Origin of the sequence: Pseudomonas sp. I8001 (assembly GCF_013385345.1) — a bacterium.
Lineage (GTDB): Bacteria > Pseudomonadota > Gammaproteobacteria > Pseudomonadales > Pseudomonadaceae > Aquipseudomonas.
This window is the reverse complement of record NZ_JACAQC010000038.1, coordinates 80243-101901: the sequence shown is the minus strand read 5'-3', so window position 1 is coordinate 101901 and position 21659 is coordinate 80243. Positions and strand designations below refer to the sequence as shown.

The following is a 21659-nucleotide window of genomic DNA, read 5'->3' as shown; positions in this document are numbered from 1 at the left end:
AAGAGCGGAACCAATAGCAGCCCTGACCGAAATAACGGATATGCACACACCACAAGCGAGCAAAAAAAAGCCCCGCGACCGAATGACGGCACGGGGCTAAAAATTGGCTGGATGCGACCAACCAAAGGAGCTCTTTAAGTCAAATCACTTGGCACTGGCAATCGTGGTACTCGGCTGCCACCCACCGCCCAACGCCTTGTAGATCGCGACGATCCCACGATACAGATCCACTTCGGCCTGAGCCTGGGAGTCCTCGGCGGCCAAACGCTCACGCTGCGCGTCCAGCAACACCAGGAAGTCCACCGTCCCTTCGCGGTAACGAATCTCCGCCAGATCCGCAGCAGCCCGGCTCGACTCACTCTGACGAATCAGCGAGACCAACCGCTGCTGGCGTTTGCCGTAATCACTGAAGGCATTCTCCGATTCTTCCAGCGCCAGCAACACCTGCTGCTCATAAGTCGCCAGGGCGCCATCCGCCTCGGCATCCGCACCACGCAACCTTGCCCGCACACTGCCCAGGTCAAACGCCGCCCAGGTAATGCTCGGACCCAGCGACCAGGCATTCGCCGCCGCCGACCCAATCTGCGAACCCCGCCCAGCGGTAAACCCGAGGAACCCACTGAGGCTCACCCGCGGAAACAGATCAGCCTTGGCCACCCCAATCCGCGCCGTGGCGGCTGCCAACTTACGCTCGGCACTGAGAATGTCCGGACGACGTTGCAGCAGTTGCCCCGGATCACCAATCGGCAACGCCTTGGCAATCGCCGGCAAATCTTTCGGGCTCAAATCCACGCTCAACTTGTCCGGCCGCTCACCGAGCAGGGTAGCGATACGATTACGCTCGCGAACTTCCTCGGCCTGCAGCTGCGGCACACTGGCTTCTACAGCCGCCAGACGCGCATCGGCCCGCACCACATCGAGCTGATCGCCCACACCGGCATCCCGCAGGCTGACCGTGATACCGCGTGAGTCTTCCTGGTTCTTCAGGTTGGCCACCGCGATTTTCTCGCGCAGTTGCGCGCCCCGCAGTTGACCGTAAGCGTCCACCAGCTCGGCAATCATCGTCACTTGCAGCTGATACAAGTCAGCTTCGGCAACCTGTTGGTCAGCGTCGCTGGCCTCCAGGTTGCGGCGGATGCGGCCGAACAAGTCCACTTCCCAGGCCATGTCCAGGCCCAGGTCATAACGCTCACTGTTGACGCGTTTGGTGGTCTGGCCCGGAATCTGGCCTTTGCCCACGTCGCTGCTGGCGCGGCTGGTGATCACCGGCATCACGTCATTGGCAGCGTCGTCACGAATCGCCCGGGCTGCCCGCAGGCGGGCAAATGCCACCCGCAGGTCACGGTTACCGTTCAGGGACTGAGTCACCAACTGGTTAAGGGTCGGGTCCTCGAACTGTTGCCACCAGATGCCTTCGAACTTCGCGTGGTCGTACTGCTTGGCGTCGGCGGCGGCCGTTACGTTGGCCGCCTCCAGTGGCTGGGTTTTATAGTCCGGGCCCACGGCACAGGCGCTCAGCGCCAGTACCAGCAAGCTCGGCAAAAATACTTTCACGCTCATTGCTGTGTCTCCAGCTTCAAGGCCTTGGCCGCTTTGCGCGCTTCACCGCGTTCAACAAACCGGCGGATCAGTACATAGAACACTGGCGTCAGCAGCAGACCGAAGAAGGTCACGCCGATCATCCCGGAGAACACCGCCACACCCATGGCATGGCGCATCTCGGCACCGGCACCGCTGGACATCACCAGAGGCACTACACCCATGATGAAGGCGAACGAGGTCATCAGGATCGGCCGCAGACGCAGACGGCAGGCTTCCAGTACCGCAGCGAGCGGATCGAGGCCTTCCTGCTGTTTATCCTTGGCGAACTCGACGATCAGAATCGCGTTCTTACAGGCCAGGCCCACCAGGACGATCAGGCCGATCTGGGTGAAGATGTTGTTGTCGCCGCCAGAGATAATCACCCCGGTGATGGCCGACAGCAGGGTCATCGGTACGATCAGGATCACCGCCAGTGGCAGGCTCCAGCTTTCGTATTGGGCGGCCAGTACCAGGAACGCCAGCAGTACGCAGAGCGGGAACACGAACAGCGCAGTGTTGCCCGAGAGGATTTGCTGATAGGTCAGGTCGGTCCACTCGTAGGTCATGCCGTTGGGCAGTTCGTCTTTCAACAGTTTCTCGATCGCCGCCTGGGCCTGGCCGGAGCTGTAGCCCGGTGCGGCGTTGCCGTTGATCTCGGCGGTGATGAAGCCGTTGTAGTGCATCACGCGGTCCGGGCCCGAGGTGTCGCTGACCTTGATGAAGGTCGCCAGGGGAATCATCTCGCCTTTGTTGTTGCGCACTTTCAGCTGGCCGATCTGGTCTTCATCCTGGCGGAACTGTTGCTCAGCCTGCACGTTGACCTGATAGGTGCGCCCGAAGCGGTTGAAGTCGTTGGCATACAACGAGCCCAGGTAGATCTGCAGGGTGTCGAAGATGTCGCTGATCGCCACGCCATGGGTCTTGGCCTTTTCGCGGTCGATGGCAGCATCGACCTGGGGCACGTTGACCGTGTAGCTGGTGAACAGGCCGAACAACTCAGGCACGCCACGGCTCTTGGTAATGATGTTCTGCACTTCTTTGTACAGCTCGTCGTAACCCAGGTTGCCACGGTCTTCGACCTGCAGGCGGAACCCGCCGATCGTACCCAGGCCCTGTACCGGCGGCGGTGGGAAGATCGCCATGTAGGCTTCCTGGATGCTGCTGTACTTGCCATTCAGTGCACCGGCAATCGCACCGGCAGACAGGCTCGGGTCTTTACGCTCATCGAACGGCTTCAAGGTCACGAACACGATGCCGTTGTTCGGGCTGTTGGTAAAACCGTTGATCGACAAGCCGGGGAAGGCGATCGCGCTTTCCACGCCGGGCTGTTTCATGGCGATGTCGGACATGCGCTTGATCACGTCTTCGGTACGGTCCAGGCTCGCGGCGTCCGGCAATTGCGCGAAGGCCACTAGGTATTGCTTGTCCTGGGCCGGTACGAAACCGGTCGGCGTGTGGGCAAAGCCCATCCAGGTCAGGACCATCAGGCCGGCGTACAGGAACAGCGCGATACCACTGCCGCGGATCACCCGGCGTACCGTGCCGACGTAACCATGGCTGGCCTTGTCGAAGAAGCGGTTGAACGGTTTGAACAACCAGCCGCCCAGCATCCTGTCGAGGAACCTGGAGAACCCGTCTTTCGGAGCGTTGTGGCCTTTGAGCAATACCGCTGCCAGTGCGGGCGACAGGGTCAGCGAGTTGAACGCCGAGATCACGGTCGAGATCGCAATGGTCAAGGCGAACTGCTTGTAGAACTGGCCGGTCAAGCCGCTGATAAATGCCGCTGGAATGAACACCGCACACAGTACCAACGCGGTCGCGATGATCGGGCCGGTTACTTCGCTCATGGCCTTTTCAGTGGCCGGGAACGGTTCCAGGCCCAATTCGATGTTCCGTTCGACGTTCTCCACCACCACGATGGCGTCGTCCACCACGATACCGATCGCCAACACCAGCCCGAACAGCGACAGCGCGTTGAGCGAGAAGCCAAACAGGTGCATCACCGCAAAGGTACCGATCAACGATACCGGCACCGCCACCAATGGAATGATCGACGCACGCCAGGTCTGCAGGAACAGGATCACCACCAGCACCACCAGGATCAGTGCTTCGAACAGGGTGTGAACCACGGCCTCGATGGAGCCACGTACGAAGACGGTAGGGTCATAGGCGATGCGGTAATCCATGCCCTCCGGGAAGCTCTGTTTCAGCTCCGCCATCTTGGCGCGCACTTCATTGGAGATGTCGATTGCGTTGGAGCCCGGGCGCTGGAAGATCGGGATCGCCACGGCCGGCTGGTTGTCGATCAACGAGCGCAGGGCGTACTGGCTGGAACCCAGCTCAACCCGTGCAATGTCCTTCAAACGCGTGATTTCGCCGTTGGCGCCGGCACGGATGACGATATTCTCGAACTCTTCCTCAGTGACCAGTCGGCCCTGGGTGTTGACCGACAGCTGGAAGCTGGTGTCATTCGGCGCAGGTTGCGCGCCCAACGCACCGGCCGCCACCTGGCGGTTCTGTTCGCGAATGGCCGTCACCACGTCGGTGGCGGTCAGGTTGCGCGAGGCGGTCTTGTTCGGGTCCAGCCACACACGCAGGGAGTAATCGCCCATGCCGAACAGCTGCACATCACCCACGCCGCCCAGCCGTGCCAGCTCATCCTTGATATTGAGGATCGCGTAGTTGGACAGGTAGAGCATGTTGTAGCGCTGGTCGGGGGAGGTGATGTGCACCACCATGGTCAGGTCGGGAGAGGCCTTGTCCACGGTAATACCGATGCGCGTCACTTCCTCGGGCAGTTTGGGCTGAGTCCGAGTTACCCGGTTCTGCACCTGCACCTGCGCGTTGTCTAGGTCGGTGCCCAGGGCGAAGGTGATGGTCAGGGTCAGCTTGCCGTCGGCAGTCGATTGCGAGGACATGTACAGCATGTTCTCGACGCCGGTGATGGCTTGCTCCAGAGGCGCGGCCACGGTTTCACCGATGACCTTGGGGTTGGCGCCCGGGAAGTTGGCACGGACCACGACGGTCGGCGGCACCACTTCCGGGTATTCACTGATCGGTAGCTGGAACAGTGAAATCGCGCCGGCGATCAGGATCAACAGCGATAGCACCGCTGCGAAGATCGGCCGCGAAATGAAGAACTTGGAAAAATTCATCTTGAGTCGTATCCCTTAACCGCGTGGAGTCGCGACACTGGCGAGCTTGGGCGCGGCTTTATCCGGCGCCACTTGCTCCAGGTTGCTGGCTTCAAGCGCTTGTCGTTGTTGTGCCAAGGCGGCGAGGGTTTCCTTGCTGGCCATCGGGATGGTTTCCGGTGCAACCGGCGACCCCGGGCGAACGCGCTGCAAACCCTTGACGATGATCGTGTCGTCCTTGGTCAGGCCGCTGCGCACGATGCGCAAACCTTCGATCTTCGGACCCAGCTCCACCGCGCGGTAGGCAGGCTTGTCGCCGTCCATCACCAGCACGAATTTCTTGCCCAGGTCGGTGCCCACGGCTTCGTCGCTGATCAGCACGGCGGAGTAGGTGCCACTGCCTACCAGCTTCAGGCGCGCATACAGGCCTGGGGTGTATTCGCCCTTGCTGTTATCAAACACGGCGCGACCACGAATGGTGCCGGTGGCCGGGTTGACCTGGTTGTCGACGAAGTTCATCTGGCCCAGGTGCGGGTTGCCGTCTTCATTGGACAGGCCCAGGTACACCGGGGTGGTCGCGCCACGGCGACCCTGGCGCGCGAGCTCGGTGTACTTGAGGTACACACGTTCATCGGCGTCGAAGTAGGCGTAGACCTTGTCGGTGGACACCACGCTGGTCAGCGCGGTGACATCGGCGGTCACCAGGTTGCCGGCGGTGATCTCGGCACGGCTGACGCGGCCGCTGATGGGCGAGCTGACACGGGTGAAGCTCAGGTTCAGCTTGGCCAGGTCCAACTGCGCCTGGATGCCGGCGACAGTCGCATGGGCTTCCTGGGCGGCGGTGGTGCGCGAGTCGGCCAGCTCGGCGGAGATCGCATTGCTCTGGCGCAGGCGTTCGCCGCGCTGGGCTTCGTTATCGCTGCGGGTGGCGGCGGCCTTGGTTTGTGCGAGTTGTGCTTCGAGGCGGCGCACTTCGGCCTGGAATGGGCGTGGGTCGATCTGGAACAACAGGTCGCCCTTCTTGACCAAGGCACCTTCGGTGAAGGCGACCTGATCAATCTGGCCCGACACGCGCGGACGGATCTGCACGGTTTCCGGCGCTTCGAGCCGGCCGGTGAATTCGTCCCACTCATTGACCGGTTGTTCCAGCACCTTGGCCACGCTGACGTGGCTTGGTGGCATGGCGGCTGCCTGTTCGGGCGCTTTGCCGCAGGCGCTCATCACCATCACGGCCAAAATGGCCAAGGGATAGCGCAAATGTTTGAGTGACTGTTCCATGAGGTGCATCCGCCAATGTATTTAAGATGGGCGGATCATGCTCGGCAGGGTGCTATCTCACGAATCGAATGAAACAAAGGTAACTATCATTCGGAATGATATAAGCGTAAAGCGAGCCCTCTAGCATGGGGCTTTCGTTAGGGAGCTATCAATGCTGTTGATGACAAAGGACTGTTGCGCAAGATGCAAGGAACAGCGCGCCGCATAAATTGTCGGGCGTGTCTGCTATTCAAATGTACAGAGCGCCGGGTTGGTTGCCGTGCATTCGTTGCCTGACCATGCGCTGCCCAGAGGCCTGGCATTGAGCTGGTTTTTCAGGGTCATGCTTACCGGTTCATGGTTCTGATCCAGGTAGTGGCATGCCACAGACGACTGGCCCTGGCTGCTTTGGATCACCGCCTTTTCAAAGTGGACCTGGTGCAGGTCCTTCTGCTCTGTCATCGGGTTTTGCCCGGTCCATTGCCGACCGTCCGTGCCGGACGCGGTGTAGGCGACCACTTCGCCGGTCGGCGTCTTTTTGTACGTATCTTTAAGGGCATCGGTGGGCGGGCAGGCGCCAGTGCCAGCGTAGACGTTGCCCATCAACGCCATCAGGGCAATCACGAGGGCTGAGGTTTTCCTGAGCTGCCTGTTCATCACGCGTGCTCCTGGTCTGGAGTAACTGTGAGGTAAAGACTAGCCCAAACGGGCAACGCCGGAAGGCGCTAAATCCACACGTCGTTGATTGCCGTGCGCTCGCCACCCTCGCTGCCGGTGTTCAGCACGCCGCAGGGTTCGATCAACAGCAACTTCACCTCACCCAATGCGTGCGGCTTGTGCTCGACGCCCTTGGGCACCACGTACATTTCCCCTTGGCTGATGATCACCACGCCGTCGCGGAAGTCGATGCGCAGGGTGCCTTCGAGGACGATAAAGGTTTCATCGGTGTCGGCATGGTCGTGCCAGATGAAGTCACCTTCGATCTTCACCACCTTGAACTGGTAGTCGTTCATCTGCGCGACGACCTTGGGCGCCCATTGCTCGCTGAACAGGGCGTATTTCTGGGCGAAGTTGATCGAGGCGTAATTCGTCGAAGCGTGGGAGGCGGGCATTTTAGGTTCCAGGGTTTCAGGACATTGGAGCCTTAAGTTAGGCCTAACGGCTGGCCGGATATTGAATGATCGTGCAGCGACAGCTCATCCACTATCCGCTCGATCAACACCCTGACACGGCGCGGTTGAACCCGTGTCGGCGGATAGATGATGTTCAGCGCGGTACTACCCAAATCATAGTCAGCCAGCAGCTCGACCAATCGCCCGGCCTCAAGGTCGGCGCGCACGTCCCACACCGATTTCAGGCAAATGCCATGGCCCGCCAGGCACCACTGGCGTACCAGCGCACCGTCGTTCGCCACCCGCCGGCCCTGGACCAGCACCCGATGGGCGTGCCCGTGCCGCTTGAAGGTCCATTCCCGCGAAATATTGATGCCGAAGCGCATCACCAGGCACTCGTGGCGCGCCAGATCCTCGGGGTGTCGGGGCGTACCATTGAGCGCCAGGTAGTGGGGTGACGCACACAGCACGCGACGGTTTTCGCCAATCGGCCTGGCATGCAGGGTGCTGTCCGCCAGCTCGCCGTAGCGCACCGCGAAATCGATGCCCTGGCTCACCGGATCGGCGTAGCCGTCGCTCAGGTTCAGGTCAATGCTGATCTCGGGATGCTCCAGCATGAATGCGGCGAGGATCGGTTCGATGTATTGGCGCCCGAGGTCTTCCGGGGCGCTGAGGCGAATCGGCCCGGACAGGGTGTGGGTGCCATGGCGAATGCTGCTGTGCAGCTCGTTGGCCTCTGCCAGCAAGCGGCGGGCGCCTTCCACCAGCAAGCGGCCTTCGTCCGTCAGGTTGATCGCCCGGGTGGTGCGGTTGAGCAGGCTGGCGCCATAGAAACCCTCCAACTGCGCGAGCCTTTCCGAGACAGAGGCGGGTGACAGTCCCAGCTCTCTACCCGCTGCCGACAACCCGCCTTTTTCCACAATCAGCAAAAACAACTCAAGGTTCTTCAGCAGCATTGTTCGGTATTTCCGAAAGTGGTTTTTGATTTCGACTCAATTATCAAGTTAAGCCAAAAGAACTAGTTTTGCATCCATCGTTAACCATCGGAGTGACTGACATGTCATCCAATTCTTCGAAAATGCCCATCCAGGTCTGGGTGCTGACCCTGGCGGCTTTCGCCATCGGCACCGCCGAGTTCGTGATTGCCGGATTACTGACCCAGGTCTCCCACAGCTTGAACATCAGCGAAGGGCAGGCTGGCAGCCTGATTACCGCCTACGCGCTGGCCATCGTGGTCGGAGGCCCGGTGCTGACCATCTGGCTCTCGCGCTACGAAAAACGCACGGTGCTGTGGTTGTTGATGGCGGTGTTCGTCGGCGCCAACGTAATGACTGCCCTCAGCAGCGACTACAGCGTGTTGCTGGTCAGCCGGGCGATTGCCGGGCTGACCCAGGGGCCGTTCTACGGGATCGGCGCGGTGGTCGCGACGCGCCTGGTGGCCAGCGGCATGGAAGGCCGCGCCGTCGGCCAGATGTTTGCCGGGCTGACGTTGGCCAACGTGCTGGGCGTTCCCGCCGGCTCGTGGATTGGCAATCAATATGGCTGGAGCACCGCATTCCTGATAGTCGCCGCGTTGGGCGTGCTCGCGTTGCTGGCAATCATTGTGTCGATCAAGCGCCAGGGCACCGAGCAGTCAGTGTCGTTGATCAACCAGTTGGCGGTGTTCCGTAACCGCAACCTGCTGGCCAGTCTGATGTTCACGGTGCTCGGCTGGGCCGGGTTCATGGCCTTTTATGGCTATATCGCGCCGATCGCCGAACAGGTGGCCGGGTTTGATTCGACGATGCTGACCGCTGTGCTGGTCGTGGTCGGCATTGGCCTGGTAGTCGGCAACAGTCTCGGGGCGCGTACCGCAGACGCCAACTTGCGCTTTTCGCTGATGTTCTGGCCGGCGGCGATGATCGTGACACTGATCGCCGCAGGCCTTGTGGCGCCCTACAAGTGGCCGTTCCTGGTGACCGCGTTCCTCTTCGGTATCGCCTCGTTCGCCAACGTGCCATCCATGCAAATGCGCGTGATGAAGCACGGCGGCAAGGCCCCGGAGCTGGCTGCCACGGCGAATATCTCGGCCTTCAACCTGGCCAACGCCCTGGGCGGCATCATCGGCGGCATCGTGGTGGACAGCCACTGGGGCTCGGCGGCGATTCCGTTTGCGGCTGCGGCGATTCCATTGCTCGGTGTGCTGTTCATTGTTTCCCAGGAAGGCGCGGGTAAAGCCACCCGGCCTGCAGCGATTGCCTGATCCCCTGAATTCAGTATGAGGTGAACCAACATGGACAAAACCGATAACCCGCATCGTCGTACTTTCCTCGCCCAGGCCGGCGCAGGTGCTGCTGTTCTGGCCGCAGGATCGCTGCTCGGCCCGGCCGCTGCCAAAGCTGCGGTGACAGGGCCGGGCAACGCTGCCCCCGCGGCGACTGCCGGCAAGGCAATCGGGCGTTTCTGGCCAGGGGACACCCGGCTGGTGGTGTCCATTTCCATGCAATTCGAGGCAGGCGGCCAACCGCTCAAGGGCACTGACAGTCCGTTTCCCCACGTGGATTTTCCCGACAGTGTTCCGGAGGATGTGGCCACCAATACCTGGTTTGCCTATGGCTACCGTGAAGGTATTCCGCGGATGCTTGATCTCTGGGACCGGCATGGGGTGAAAGTCACCTGCCACATGATCGGCGACGCCGTAAAGCGCAACCCAGCGCTGGCCCGGGAGATCGTCGCCCGTGGGCACGAAGCCTCGGGGCATGGCCCGCACTGGAGCTCGCAATTTGCCATGAGCCGGGATGAAGAGCGCACTTTCCTGCGCCAGGCCGCGAGCATGTTGCAGGACGTCACCGGTCAGCCGGTCACCGGCTACAACTGCAACTGGCTGCGGCGCGGGCCCAATACCTTGTCGTTGTTGCAGGAGCTGGGCTACGTCTATCACATTGATGATGTGAGTCGCGATGAGCCGTTTATCGAGCAGGTCAATGGCAAGGACTTTGTCGTGGTCCCGTATACCCTGCGCAACAACGACATCGTGTTGATTGAGGGGCGCAATTACTCGCCCTCGAAATTCCTTCAACAGGTCAAGCTGGAGTTCGACCAGCTCTACCTGGAAGCCGGAAGCCGACGCCGCATGATGGCGATCAGTGCCCACGATCGCATCAGCGGTACGCCGCAAATGGTCAGGGTCTGGGACGAGTTTCTGCGGTACGCCAACAGCCATCCCGGCGTGGCGTTCATGCGCAAGGACGCCATCGCTCAATACACCTTGAAAAGCCCCCTCAGCCTCAGGGAAAGCGAAACCATCTGAGTTCGTTCTCTTCGCCTTTAAAGGATGTGCCCGTATGCAACGTTCCATTCCCCTTATCGCCGCCGGATTCCTGGCCCTGACCCTCTCCGGCGTGGCGTTTGCCACCACCGAACTGGTGACGCCGGGTGTCCTGGTGGTGGACAAGAGCCTGACCGCCGCGCAACTGAAGATCATGGAAACTGTCGCCCGGCGTTACGACACTTTCTGGAATACCGGTGACGAGAGCCTGGCCCGTGAAGCGCTGGCGCTCAACTTCATCGATAAAACACCGCCCGCCGGGCGCAAACAAGGGCCGGAGGGACCGCTGCTGGCCTCCCGTGCGTTTCGCGGCGCGGTGCCGGACCTGAGCTGTGAAGTAGAGCAAATGATCATTGCCGGCGACCGCGTGGTGGCACATTTGCATTTTCGCGGGCACTTCACCGGTTCCTTTGGTCAGATCAAGGGCACTGGGCAGGTCGTAGACTTTATTGCCACCGACATTTACCAGATCGGCAAGGGCAAGATCGTCGCCAACTGGCACATCGAAGACAACCTGACGCTGATGAAGCAGTTGGGTGCGCTCTGACGGGAGGGCTCTGCACATGACCGTTCACTACCTTGATCACTTCACGCTCCGCACGGAGCATGTCGACGCGACGGTGAGTTTCTATCGTGACGCCCTCGGCCTGGAGGAGGGCTGGCGCCCGGCGTTTCCTTTTCCGGGCAGTTGGCTTTATTCAGCAGGTCGCCCGCTGCTGCATATCGCCAGCCTGCAGGGCAGCGCCGCGCAGCTTGAAACGTATCTTGGGGTGCGTGCTGCCGGCGACGGCTCAAGTGCGCTCGATCACATTGCATTGCGCTGCAATGACCTTGAAACTCACCGGCAACGCCTGCACACGCTAGGGCTGCCTTTTACCGAGCGGGTGGTGCCGGAGCTGTTCGAGCACCAATTGTTTGTCGAAGACCCCAACGGGATCAGGGTCGAGCTGATCTTTGCTTACCCGGCGGCCTGAGGTGGCTGGCCGGATTTCCCGGCCAACTGTTGGCTGGGCAACAGCAGTCGGACAGTTGTGGTTTGGGCGGGACAGCGCAACGTCATCCAATGTTTTCATCTGCTTGATTTTATTCGAAATAATTTATGGCATGGGCTCTGCAATGCACACAGGTGAACCCTTTCACCCGTTGCTCAGCGGAGCCCTGTATGCCTTGCACCTTTTTCTCGCGTTCACGTTACATCTTGCTCGGCGCAGCGTTGTTGCTGGGCCACGCCGCCGTGTCCCAGGCCGCCGAGGGCGATGACGCGGTGCCGTCCCTGGCCGGCAAGCGCATTGCCGTGAGCATGACCGGCACCAGTCACTACTTCGATATCAAGGCCTTCCAGGCCCAGGTCGACGAGATCAAGCGCCTCGGCGGCACGCCCATCACCCTCGACGCCGGGCGCAATGACAAGAACCTGGTGACCCAACTGCAAACCGTGGTCACCCAGAAACCCGATGCGGTGATCCAGACCCTCGGCACCCTGAGCGTGATCGACCCGTGGCTCAAGCGCATCAGCAAGGCCGGCATCCCGCTGTTCACCATCGACGCGCCGTCGCAGTACAGCCTCAACAACACCACCTCGGATAATGTCGCCACCGGCAAGGCCCTGGCCGATCAGTTGATCAAGGATGCCGGCGGCAAGGGCAAGATCCTGGTGTTCAACGGCTTCTACGGCGTGCCGGTGTGCGCGATTCGCTACGACCAGTTGAAGCTGGCGCTCAAGGATCACCCGCAACTGGAAATCATCGAGCCGGAGCTGCGGGATGTGATCCCCAACACCGTGCAGGATGCCTATTCCCAGGTGTCCGCATTGCTCAACAAGTACCCGGCCGGCAGTGTCTCGGCGATCTGGGCGGCGTGGGACATTCCGCAACTGGGGGCAAGCAAGGCGTTGATCGACGCCAAGCGCACCGAGATCAAGACCTACGGCGTGGACGGTACGCCGGAGGTACTGGAGCTGCTCGGCCAGGCCAATTCGCCGGTGGGCGCGGTAGTCGCCCAGCAACCGGCGCTGATCGGCAAGACTGCTGTGCAGAACGTGGCCCGCTACCTGGCCGGGCAGCGCGACCTGCCCAAGGAAACCCATGTGCCGACGCTGCTGACCACCGCCGCCAACCTGGCGCAGGTCCAGCAACTGCGGGGTGATTGATGGCCGCGTTGCACTTGCAGCACCTGCGCAAACGCTTCGGCGCCACCCTGGCGCTGGATGATGCGAGCCTGAAGGTCGAGCGCGGCACCATTCACGGCCTGGTGGGCGAGAACGGTGCAGGCAAGTCGACCTTGATCAAGGTCCTGGCGGGGATCCACAAAGCGGACTCGGGGCAGGTGAGCATTGACGGCCAGCCGTATGCCGCACTGTCGCCGCGCCAGGTGGACGCGCTGGGCGTGCAGTTCATCCATCAGGAGCGGCTGTTGCCGGCGAGTTTTACCGTGGGCGAGGCGTTGTTTTTCGGCCATGAATTACGCCGTGGTCCGTTTGTCGACCGGCGCCGGCAGCAGCGCGAGGCCGAACGTTTGCTGGCGGAATATTTTGAGCTGCAACTGCCCGCCGACGCGTTGGTAGGCGAGCTGAACAGCGCCGAGCGCCAGGTGCTGCAAATCACCCGGGCGTTGATTCGCCAGCCGAAGATCCTGGTGTTCGACGAGCCCAGCGTGGCGCTGGTCAAGCGCGAAGTCGACCAACTGCTGCGGATCGTCAAGCGCCTACGGGACCAGGGTTTGTCGATTCTCTACATCTCCCATTACCTGCAGGAAATCGACAGCCTGTGCGATGAAGTGACGGTGTTGCGCAATGGTCGAGATGTGGCCGTGGTTGAGCCACGGCACACCTCCAGCGCGCAGATTGCGCGGTTGATGGTCAACCGCGAGGTCCAGGAGATGTACCCCAAGGCGCAGGTCGAGCTTGGCGAACCATTGCTGCAGGTGCGTGGGCTGAACCTGGCCCGGCGCTACCGGCAGATCGACCTGGAATTGCGTCGGGGCGAGATCGTCGGCCTCACCGGGCTGGTCGGGTCGGGCGCCAAGGACCTGCTCAAGACCCTGTTCGGTCTGGTGCGCGCCGACAGCGGCAGCATTCATCTGGAGGGGCGTTTGTTGCGCCTGCGTTCACCCGGAGAAGCCATTGCCCAAGGGATTGCACTGGTGCCGGAAGAACGCCGCAGCCAGGGGATTTCACCGCTGCTGTCGGTGCTGGAAAACCTCACGCTCGCCGGGCTTGGGCGTTTCAGTCGCTGGGGGTTACTGAGCCAGCGTAAGGAGCAGGCCGAAAGCCTGCGGCTGATCGACGAGTTGGCGATCAAGACGCCGGGCCCGCAGGCTGCCGTCAGCCAGCTCAGCGGCGGCAACCAGCAGAAAGTCGCCCTGGGCAAATGGCTGAGCCGGCGCTCGGCGGTGTACCTGTTGGACGAACCGTGCGTAGGTGTGGACGTCGGCGCCAAGGTCGAGATTTATCGCGTGATCGGGCGGCTGGTGGAAGAGGGCGCAGCGGTGCTGGTGCTGTCTTCGGATTTGCCCGAGCTGTTGGGGATCTGCGACCGCATCCTGGTGCTCCATCGAGGCGAAATAGCCGGGGAGTTCCATGCCGGTGAGGCGGACAGTGATCAACTGTTGGCGTGTGCCACGGGTGCGGTGCAGTCCACAGTGGCTGTGCAGGTGAAACCGGAGGTGGTGCATGTCCCTGCTTGAAGCTGCTACTCCTGGCTTGTCCCAACGGTTATGGGTACTGCTGTTGCGGCGCGGCTCGGTGGGCGTATTCCTCGCGATTTTGCTGGGCTTTGCCGTCGCCGCGCCGAACTTCTTTTCAGTCGGCAATATCGCGAATGTGTTCAGCCAGTCGGCGATCCTCGGCGTACTTGCCTTCGGCCTGACCTGCGTGATTATCGGCGGCGGCTCCAACGTGGTGGCGGGCGGGCTTGATCTGTCGCTGGCGGCCAATTTGGGCTTGTGCGCGGCGGTGTTCAGTCGACTCAACAACGCAGGCCTCGACCTGTGGGCAAGCCTGCTGCTGACCTTGGGTTGCGGCCTGGCGGTGGGCCTGCTCAATGGCCTGGCCGTGGTGGTGCTGCGCTTGCCACCGTTGCTCGCAACGCTGGCAAGCATGAATGTACTGGCCGGGCTGGAGCTGGTCCTCACCGAAAACACCGTGGTCTCGACTGACTCACCGTTGCTCGACCTGCTCAGTGGCGGGACCTGGCTGGGCGTGCCGGCACTCGCCTGGGTGTTGCTGGTGACGGCCTTTGTGTTGACGCTGCTGATCCAGCACACCGCCTATGGGCTGCGCCTGCATGCCGTCGGCGAGTACCCGCACGCTGCCGAGGCCGCCGGGATTCGAGTGCCGGCCTACGTACTCTCCAGTTATTTGCTGTCTGGGCTGTGTGCCGCGGTGGCGGCTTTGTGTTCAGCGGCATTTTTCAGCGGCAGCACCACCGGCTCCGGTGACATGCTGTTGTCGGTGGTCGCCATAGCCTTTCTTGGCGTGGTGTTTTCCCGGCGACTGGTAGCAAGCATCCCCGGCACCTTGCTCGCGACGCTGTTGATCGGCTTTTTGATCAACGGGTTTCAGTTGCTCAACGTATCGAGCTTCTGGGTCAGCGGTGTCCAGGGCGTGCTGATTCTGCTGGTGGTCGCCGCTTCCAGCGCATTGAACCGGGGAGAACATTCATGAGTCAGGTATCCATCCTGCAAGCCCATGGCGGCTGGCGTTCGCTGTTGCCCCTGACGTTGCCGCTGGTGTTCGTGGCCATCGTGGTGGTGTTTGCCTGGCAGGCCCCGGGGTTTCTCAGTGGCGGCAACCTGAAAAGCCTGGTGCTGAATAACTTCGTGCTGCTGGCGATTGTTGCGATCGGCATGACCTATGCGGTGGCGGCCGGTGGCATCGATCTGTCGGTAGGCACCGCACTGGATTTCGCCAGCTTCAGCTTCGTGGTGTTGCTTAACGCCGGGCACGGGCTGGGTGTGGCGATTGCCGGTGCGTTGGCCGCCGGTCTGCTGGTAGGACTGTTCAATGCCGGCTTGATCGCGGGGCTGCGGATCAGCCCGTTCCTGGCCACCCTCGGCACCTTGTTTATCGGCACCAGTGCCCAGCAACTGCTCTCGGACGGCGGCCAGCCAATTTATATCGCCCAGGGTTTCAAGCCGGAACTGGCGAGCTTCAGCCCTTTGGGCGTGCCCTTGCCGCTGTTGATCGTGCTGGTATTGGCCGTGGTCTACGGCCTGTTGCTGGCCCGTGGACGCCTGGGGCGCGAACTGCTGGCCCAGGGTACCCAGCCGCTGCTGGCGTATTACTCGGGGTTGTCGGTGCGGCGCATCGTCACCACCACGGTGCTGGCGGCGGCGCTGGCGTGCGCGGTGGCGGGGATCCTGCTCAGTTCGACGGTGAGCGCCTACGTGCCGCTGTCGGGCAATGCGTTCCTGCTGAATGCGATTGGTGCGGTGTTTATCGGCACCACATTGAACCGCCAGGGCCGCGCGAATATTCCGGGCACGTTGCTGGGGGTGCTGTTCATCAACGTCATCGCCAATGGCTTGCTGTTGATCGGCTGGAACTTCTACTGGCAGCAGGTGGCAACCGGCGTGCTGATTTTTATCGTGCTGGCCTTCAGTTTTGTCAGCCGCAGGATTGCGCAGAACACCTGAGGCGCGGCGCCCCAGGTGCGGGCCTGCCCTTTACTTTTCCCAGTCGGCCTTGGCAATCAACAGGCCATGGTTGCCGTTATAGGCGGCGCGCTCGGGTTGTTTCCAGCCCTCCAGCAGCGCGTCGTCGAGGCGGTAGATTTCCACCCCCAGCGGACGGCAGACCTTCAACGGGTCTTCCGCATCCGGGCCCCACATCGGCAGCGACAGGTCGCCACCGGGGCAGGTGGAGAGGGCACACAGCAGGTCGATTTCGGCGAAGAACTCCAGATAGTCGCCCTGCTTGGCCGGGCAGGCTTTCATGAAGTACATGTCGTCGTGATTGAGGCCGGTGCACTGGAAAATGTTCAGCACGTCGTGCACGTCGAACTCGGTCAGGCCATGGGGCAGCACGGCGCGGGTCAGGTTGGAGTGGCAGTGGTGGTGGAAGTCTTCGCCCGTGAGCATCTTGTTCACGTAAGGGTCGCAGCGCGTGCCCAGCAAATCATGCAGGCGCCCGCCGTGTTCGTCGATGCCATAGTCGGCCAGGCTGTCATCGGTGATGGTGACCATCGGCCGCAAAAACGGCAGGTTCGACCACAGGCGGTCGTAGGTGGTGACGTGCGCGCCTTGCAGCTGGCGGGTGCGTGCCGCCCACATGCGTTCGCGGGGGTCGTTGGCGCTCCACACGTTGAAGTCGCCAACCTGCGGGCCAACCGGCGTGGTCACGCGGAACACATGGCCTGCCGGTACTTTCCAGGCTCGGCCGGTGCGGATCGGCACTTCGAATTGCTCGATCAGGGTGCGCCCGTCCCGGGACTCGCGCACGCGGTCATAGAAGGCTTTGTCGACCTGCAAGGCAGCGCCTTTGCTGACTTGGTAGGCCGCTGGGTAGTCCTTGTACATGGTGGGTCCTCGCTTCAGGGTTTTGGAATGCTGCTCAGGATGTCCAGCAGCAGCGATTCGGAGTCATTGAGGTAGCTGGCCAGGGCTTCGCCGGCGGCTTGCTTGTGGCCGTCAACCAGCAAGTCGTGAATCTGCCGGTCGCGCTCCAGCCAGGGCTTCTGGAAGGTTTCCTCGCTGGGCGCGTTGGAAAACACCAGGCGCATCTGGGCTGCAATATGGGTAAAAAACTCGTCCAGCAACGGGCTGCGCATCAGCCCGACAATGTGTTGATGAAAGCGCAGGCTGTGGGTGCCGAAGGCTTGCCAGTTCTCGCGGTCCTGGGCCAGTTGCGCAGCCTCGATGGACTCCAGCATCAGGTCGGACTGGTATTCGCGCAGCGGCTTGCTGGCGGCGATGGCCTGCAGCTCCAGGGTGCGTCGCACCTTGAAGATGTCACGCACTTCCTCCACCCCCAGGCGGCGCACGATCACGCCTTTGTTGCGCACGTAGCTGGTCAGGCCTTCGCGGCCCAGGTGGTGCAAGGCTTCACGCACCGTGTTGCGCGAGGCGTTGTAGGCGTTCACCAGTTCGCTTTCCACCAGCGGCATGCCGGGCAGCAGGCGGCCGCCGATGATGTCTTCGCGCAGTTCGATGGCAACCTGGTCGGCCAGCGACAGGCTGGGTTCCTTGGCTTGGCTCACGTCGGGGCTCCTTGGGCTCACGCCAGTTGGACGTCTTTGAGGAACTTGGTCATGCGTTCGCTGCGTTGCTCGAGCATGTCACGCGGTGCGGCGTCCTGGATAATCTCGCCGCCTTCCATGAACACCACACGATCGGAAAGCTTGAACGCGAAGTTCATTTCATGGGTGACGATGACCATGGTCATGCCCTCGCGAGCCAATTCCTCGATTACCGCCAGTACGTCGCCCACCAGTTCCGGGTCGAGGGCTGAGGTGGGTTCATCGAACAGCATCACCGAAGGCCGCATCGCCAGGGCGCGGGCAATCGCCACCCGTTGCTGTTGGCCGCCGGATAGCTGGTGCGGGTATTTGCCGGCGTGCTCCAGCATGCCGACCTTGCGCAACAGGGCCAGGCTCAACAGGCGCAGTTCTTCGCCGCTACCATGGGCATGGTAGACCGGCGCGAGCATCACGTTCTCAAGGGCGGTTTTATGCGGGAACAGGTTGAACCCCTGGAACACCATGCCGACATGCACGATGCCGCGCATATGCACCTTGTGCCCCAGCGCGCCTTGCGGCTCCTGGCTGCCACGCAGGAACGGCTGGCCTTGCAGGGTGATTTCGCCACGGTCGAGGCTTTCGAGGCCGTTCATGGTACGAATCAGCGTAGTCTTGCCCGAGCCTGACGGGCCGATGATCGACACCACCTCGCCCCAGCGCACATTCAGTTCGACGCCCTTGAGCACTTCCAGCTCGCCATAGGCCTTGCGCACCCCGCGAGCCTGCAAGGCAAACTCACCGGGCTCGGCCTGGCCGGGGGCACGACGCGTGGCCACCTGGTCGAGCACGGCGGGGGCGATGGCCTTGGGTTTGCGCCGGGTCACGTCCAGGTGGTTCTCCAGCACCCGCAACAGCCAACTGAACACCGTCACGATGAACACGTAATAGAACGCCACGGCCAGCATGGTCTCCATCACCAGGAAGTTCTGGGTGTAGAGTTGTTGGCCCACCAGCAGGATTTCCGAAAGCGAAATCACCGACACCAGCGAGGTGAGTTTGACGATGGTGATGTATTCGTTGGCCAGTGTGGGCAACGCAACCCGCAGCGCCTGCGGCACCACAATCAACCGCTGCACGCCGCGATAACCAACACCCAGCGCCTTGCCGGCTTCGCGCTGCCCCTTGACCACCGCCAGCAGGCCGCCCCGATGGATCTCGGCGATGTAGGCCGCCTCACTCAGCACCAGGGCGATCAGGCCCGCGGAGTAGGGGCTGGACAACACCACGCTGGTGGACGGAAACACCTGCGGCAGGTTGTAGACGAAGATCAACAGCACCAGCAACGGCAGGCTGCGGAAGAACCAGATGTAGACGCCGGCGGAGTCCCGCAGCCAGCGGCGCTCCGACTGCCGCGCCAGGGCCAGGAAAAACCCCAGCACAATGCCCAGCAGCCAGGTTTCCAGGCTCAGTTCGACCACGGTGCCGACGGCTCGCCAGAAGTCGCCGTTCCATAACAAGCCCAGGGTGTAGTGCCAATCGAATTGCATAAAGGTGCTCCGCGTTTCAGTTACCCAGTGCCGCACTGATCTCGGCGGCGTTCGGCTCGGCCAGGTTGTAGCGCGCCAGCAGCTTGCCGTAGCTGCCGTCCTGCTTGATCTGGCTCAGGGCACCGGTCAGCGCCTGGAGCAGTGCAGGGTTTTCCTTGCGCACCGCCAGGCCGACCACCACCGGGTAGATCAACTCGCTGGAGCTGATCACGGTTTTGCCTTGCAGTTTTTCCACGGTGATCTTGGCAACCGCCGCGTCTTCCATCTGCACGTCCACCGCCTGGGCGAGCAGGGCCTGGGCGGCTTCCGGAGACGTCGGGAACTCACGCGACTCGATCGCCGGCTTGCCCGCAGGAAGGCAGTAGTCCGCCGAAACCTTGTTCAGCTTTGGCACCCACGACGCGCCCTTGATCGACCCGACGCGCTTGCCGCACAGGTCTTCCGGGCGCTGGGGCTTGAAGTCGCCGGCACTGAGCACCATCAGCGAAGAACCGGTCTTCAAGTAGCTGAGGAAATCCACCTGTTTGGCGCGCTCGGGGGTGACGTACAGCGCCGAGGCCACCACGTCGAAACGCCGGGCGTTGACGCCGAGGATCAGGTTGGCGAAACGGGTGTCGAGAAAACGTGGTTTGAGCCCCAGTTGCTTGCCCATCAGTTGCATGAACTCCGGGTCGAAACCGGCCGGGGTCTTTTGCTCAAGGTAGGTGTAAGGCGGGTAGGTGAGGTCAGAGCCGATGGACAGCTCGCCCGGTTTCAGGGTGCCCTTGATTTCGGCAGCCGACAGCAGCGGCGTCACGCACGCCAGGGTGATCGCTAGCGCCAATGTGCGCAGGGTGTTCTTGCCCGTCAGACCTTTTTGCATGTTCGTCGCCTCGGTTGCTGGATGCAGGGAGATTTGGATTGTTCAACAATTCTGCATTAGCTAATAAGCGGTTATCGTGCCAACTAATGACTTTTCCAGGTTTTTGATGGGTTTTGACGCGTGAGACAGCCATTTTTTGTAAGCGCGCACCCCAATTCGGGGCAATTCGTTACCGGGCGCCACGTTGTGAGGCAGGCATTTCGCGGACCATAAAGGACGCACTTATTGATAAAGTGCCGGTTCGAAACCATGAGTGAACAGCAATGACGTCGACCTCCCAACGCCGCTCAACCCTGATTGCCTTGTTGGTCGCCGTCACCTTCTTCATGGAGAACCTCGATGCCACCGTGATCGCGACCGCGTTGCCGGACATCGCCAAAACCTTCGGCGTGGGCGCGGTGGACGTGAACATCGGTATGAGCGCCTACATGCTCGCCGTCGCGGTGTTCATTCCGATCAGCGGCTGGCTGGCCGACCGCTTTGGCTCGCGGCGGGTATTCGGTTGGGCAATCGTGCTGTTCAGCCTGTCGTCACTGCTGTGCGGGTGGAGCGACAGCCTGCAGGCCTTCGTCGCCGCGCGCGTGTTGCAGGGCATCAGCGGCGCGATGATGGTGCCGGTGGGGCGCCTGGCGGTGCTGCGGGCTACCGAGAAAAAAGACCTGGTGCGGGCGATTTCATTCATCACCTGGCCCGGCCTGGTGGCGCCGATACTCGGGCCGCCGGTGGGCGGGTTTATCGTTACCCACGCGTCCTGGCCGTGGATTTTCTACCTCAACCTGCCGCTGGGCCTGCTGGCGCTGATCGCCACGCTGGTACTGATCCCCAAACACGACGAGGTCACGTCCCGCTCATTCGATTTCAGCGGCTTCCTGCTGGTGGGTGTCGCCAGCGCGGCGCTGTTGTACGGCGTGGAACTGCTCGGGCAAAGCCGTGGCAGCTTGTTGCAGGGCCTGTTACTCAGCGCTGCAGGCGTAATGCTCGGCGCCTTTGCCTGGCGCCATATGCGCCGGCATGCCCAACCATTGCTGGCGCTGGGTGTGGTGAGTGTGCGCACCTTCAGTGTGTGCCTGTGTGGCGGGTCGATTTTTCGGGTGGCCATCAGCACCTTGCCGTTCCTGCTGCCGCTGATGTTTCAACTGGCGTTCGGCCTTTCTGCATTCGATGCGGGGTTGCTGGTGCTCGCGGTATTTGCCGGCAACCTGGCGATGAAGCCGTTCACCACGGCGGTGATGCAGCGCTGGGGCTTTCGCTCGGTGCTGATGATCAACGGCATCCTTGGCGTGCTCGCGATTGCGGCCTGTGCGCTGCTGGACGAGCGCATGAGCTGGGCGCTGATCCTGTTCATTCTGTTCGTGGGTGGCCTGTCACGCTCCATGCAGTTCACCTTGTTCAACACCCTGGGGTTCGCTGATATACCCAAGGCGCAGATGAGCGACGCCTCAACCTTGTTCAGCATGTTCTTCCAGCTGAGCATGGCCATGGGCGTGGCGATTGGCGCGCTGTTGTTACGTTTTGCCATGAATTTTCACGGCAATACCGGGCAGGCCGCCACCGCCGATTTCCAGCTGACGTTTCTTCTAGTGGCGGTGATCGCCGGCGTGGCGCTGCTGGATAACCTGCGGCTGCCGCCCCAGGCCGGTGAGTCGGTTTTGCAGCGAAAGTGAACCCACGATACCTTCGGGGT

Annotated in this window: 19 protein-coding genes; 9 read left to right on the top strand and 10 right to left on the bottom strand. The window is 61.9% G+C overall.

The annotated features are described in order from the left end of the window. Positions 1 to 144: 144 nt before the first annotated feature. From HX839_RS24620 to HX839_RS24595, 6 genes are all read right to left on the bottom strand, one after another. Positions 145 to 1560, bottom strand: a complete 1416-nt coding sequence (locus HX839_RS24620) for an efflux transporter outer membrane subunit (protein ID WP_102604616.1) — start codon at positions 1558 to 1560, stop codon at positions 145 to 147. Next, the gene (locus tag HX839_RS24615) at positions 1557 to 4736 is read right to left on the bottom strand and encodes an efflux RND transporter permease subunit (RefSeq protein ID WP_003210869.1); all 3180 of its coding nucleotides are present in this window, start codon (positions 4734 to 4736) and stop codon (positions 1557 to 1559) included. Before HX839_RS24615 ends, HX839_RS24620 begins: the two co-directional genes overlap by 4 nt. 15 nt (positions 4737 to 4751) lie before the next feature. Then, on the bottom strand, positions 4752 to 5993 hold the full coding sequence (gene mexE / locus HX839_RS24610) for a multidrug efflux RND transporter periplasmic adaptor subunit MexE (protein ID WP_003210867.1): 1242 nt from the start codon (positions 5991 to 5993) through the stop codon (positions 4752 to 4754). 225 nt (positions 5994 to 6218) lie between these two features. Next, positions 6219 to 6629, bottom strand: a complete 411-nt coding sequence (locus HX839_RS24605) for a DUF3757 domain-containing protein (protein WP_177067831.1) — start codon at positions 6627 to 6629, stop codon at positions 6219 to 6221. A gap of 68 nt (positions 6630 to 6697) precedes the next feature. Next, the gene (locus HX839_RS24600) at positions 6698 to 7084 is read right to left on the bottom strand and encodes a cupin domain-containing protein (protein ID WP_177067830.1); all 387 of its coding nucleotides are present in this window, start codon (positions 7082 to 7084) and stop codon (positions 6698 to 6700) included. 32 nt (positions 7085 to 7116) lie between these two features. Next, the gene (locus HX839_RS24595; RefSeq protein ID WP_177009927.1) at positions 7117 to 8040 is read right to left on the bottom strand and encodes a LysR family transcriptional regulator; all 924 of its coding nucleotides are present in this window, start codon (positions 8038 to 8040) and stop codon (positions 7117 to 7119) included. A 101-nt stretch (positions 8041 to 8141) separates the two neighbouring features. Here HX839_RS24595 and HX839_RS24590 point away from each other — a divergent pair, with 101 nt between their 5' ends. From HX839_RS24590 to HX839_RS24555, 8 genes are all read left to right on the top strand, one after another. Next, the gene (locus HX839_RS24590; protein WP_177067829.1) at positions 8142 to 9326 is read left to right on the top strand and encodes an MFS transporter; all 1185 of its coding nucleotides are present in this window, start codon (positions 8142 to 8144) and stop codon (positions 9324 to 9326) included. A gap of 30 nt (positions 9327 to 9356) precedes the next feature. After that, positions 9357 to 10373, top strand: a complete 1017-nt coding sequence (locus HX839_RS24585; protein ID WP_177021733.1) for a polysaccharide deacetylase family protein — start codon at positions 9357 to 9359, stop codon at positions 10371 to 10373. Between the two features lie 34 nt (positions 10374 to 10407). Further along, on the top strand, positions 10408 to 10938 hold the full coding sequence (locus HX839_RS24580; protein ID WP_177021732.1) for an ester cyclase: 531 nt from the start codon (positions 10408 to 10410) through the stop codon (positions 10936 to 10938). A gap of 16 nt (positions 10939 to 10954) precedes the next feature. Then, positions 10955 to 11365 (top strand): VOC family protein, encoded by a 411-nt coding sequence (locus HX839_RS24575; RefSeq protein WP_177021731.1) that lies wholly within the window; start codon positions 10955 to 10957, stop codon positions 11363 to 11365. A 188-nt stretch (positions 11366 to 11553) separates the two neighbouring features. Next, positions 11554 to 12540, top strand: a complete 987-nt coding sequence (locus HX839_RS24570) for a sugar ABC transporter substrate-binding protein (protein WP_003210861.1) — start codon at positions 11554 to 11556, stop codon at positions 12538 to 12540. After that, entirely contained in the window at positions 12540 to 14075 is a 1536-nt protein-coding gene (locus HX839_RS24565) for a sugar ABC transporter ATP-binding protein (protein WP_177067828.1), read from the top strand. The genes HX839_RS24570 and HX839_RS24565 overlap by 1 nt, the downstream gene beginning before the upstream one ends. Beyond that, complete coding sequence (locus tag HX839_RS24560) at positions 14062 to 15054, top strand: ABC transporter permease (RefSeq protein WP_177067827.1); 993 nt, start codon at positions 14062 to 14064, stop codon at positions 15052 to 15054. Before HX839_RS24565 ends, HX839_RS24560 begins: the two co-directional genes overlap by 14 nt. After that, positions 15051 to 16025: an ABC transporter permease gene (locus HX839_RS24555; RefSeq protein ID WP_177021728.1), complete on the top strand. Its 975-nt coding sequence runs from the start codon at positions 15051 to 15053 to the stop codon at positions 16023 to 16025. The genes HX839_RS24560 and HX839_RS24555 overlap by 4 nt, the downstream gene beginning before the upstream one ends. A 30-nt stretch (positions 16026 to 16055) precedes the next feature. Here HX839_RS24555 and HX839_RS24550 read toward each other — a convergent pair whose 3' ends face one another. The 4 genes from HX839_RS24550 to HX839_RS24535 are packed head-to-tail and all read right to left on the bottom strand — an operon-like array spanning position 16056 to position 19975. Further along, positions 16056 to 16907 carry a DUF1989 domain-containing protein gene (locus HX839_RS24550; RefSeq protein WP_008433843.1) on the bottom strand — a complete coding sequence of 284 codons (852 nt, stop codon included), beginning with the start codon at positions 16905 to 16907 and terminating at the stop codon, positions 16056 to 16058. A 14-nt stretch (positions 16908 to 16921) separates the two neighbouring features. Next, positions 16922 to 17587, bottom strand: coding sequence for a GntR family transcriptional regulator (locus tag HX839_RS24545; RefSeq protein ID WP_003210850.1), 666 nt, complete (start codon positions 17585 to 17587; stop codon positions 16922 to 16924). A 17-nt stretch (positions 17588 to 17604) separates the two neighbouring features. After that, the gene (locus HX839_RS24540) at positions 17605 to 19113 is read right to left on the bottom strand and encodes an amino acid ABC transporter permease/ATP-binding protein (protein ID WP_177020814.1); all 1509 of its coding nucleotides are present in this window, start codon (positions 19111 to 19113) and stop codon (positions 17605 to 17607) included. A gap of 16 nt (positions 19114 to 19129) precedes the next feature. Beyond that, positions 19130 to 19975: an ABC transporter substrate-binding protein gene (locus tag HX839_RS24535; protein ID WP_177067826.1), complete on the bottom strand. Its 846-nt coding sequence runs from the start codon at positions 19973 to 19975 to the stop codon at positions 19130 to 19132. 263 nt (positions 19976 to 20238) lie between these two features. Between HX839_RS24535 and HX839_RS24530 the strand changes: the two genes are divergently transcribed. Further along, positions 20239 to 21639 (top strand): DHA2 family efflux MFS transporter permease subunit, encoded by a 1401-nt coding sequence (locus HX839_RS24530; protein WP_177067825.1) that lies wholly within the window; start codon positions 20239 to 20241, stop codon positions 21637 to 21639. Positions 21640 to 21659: the final 20 nt, after the last annotated feature.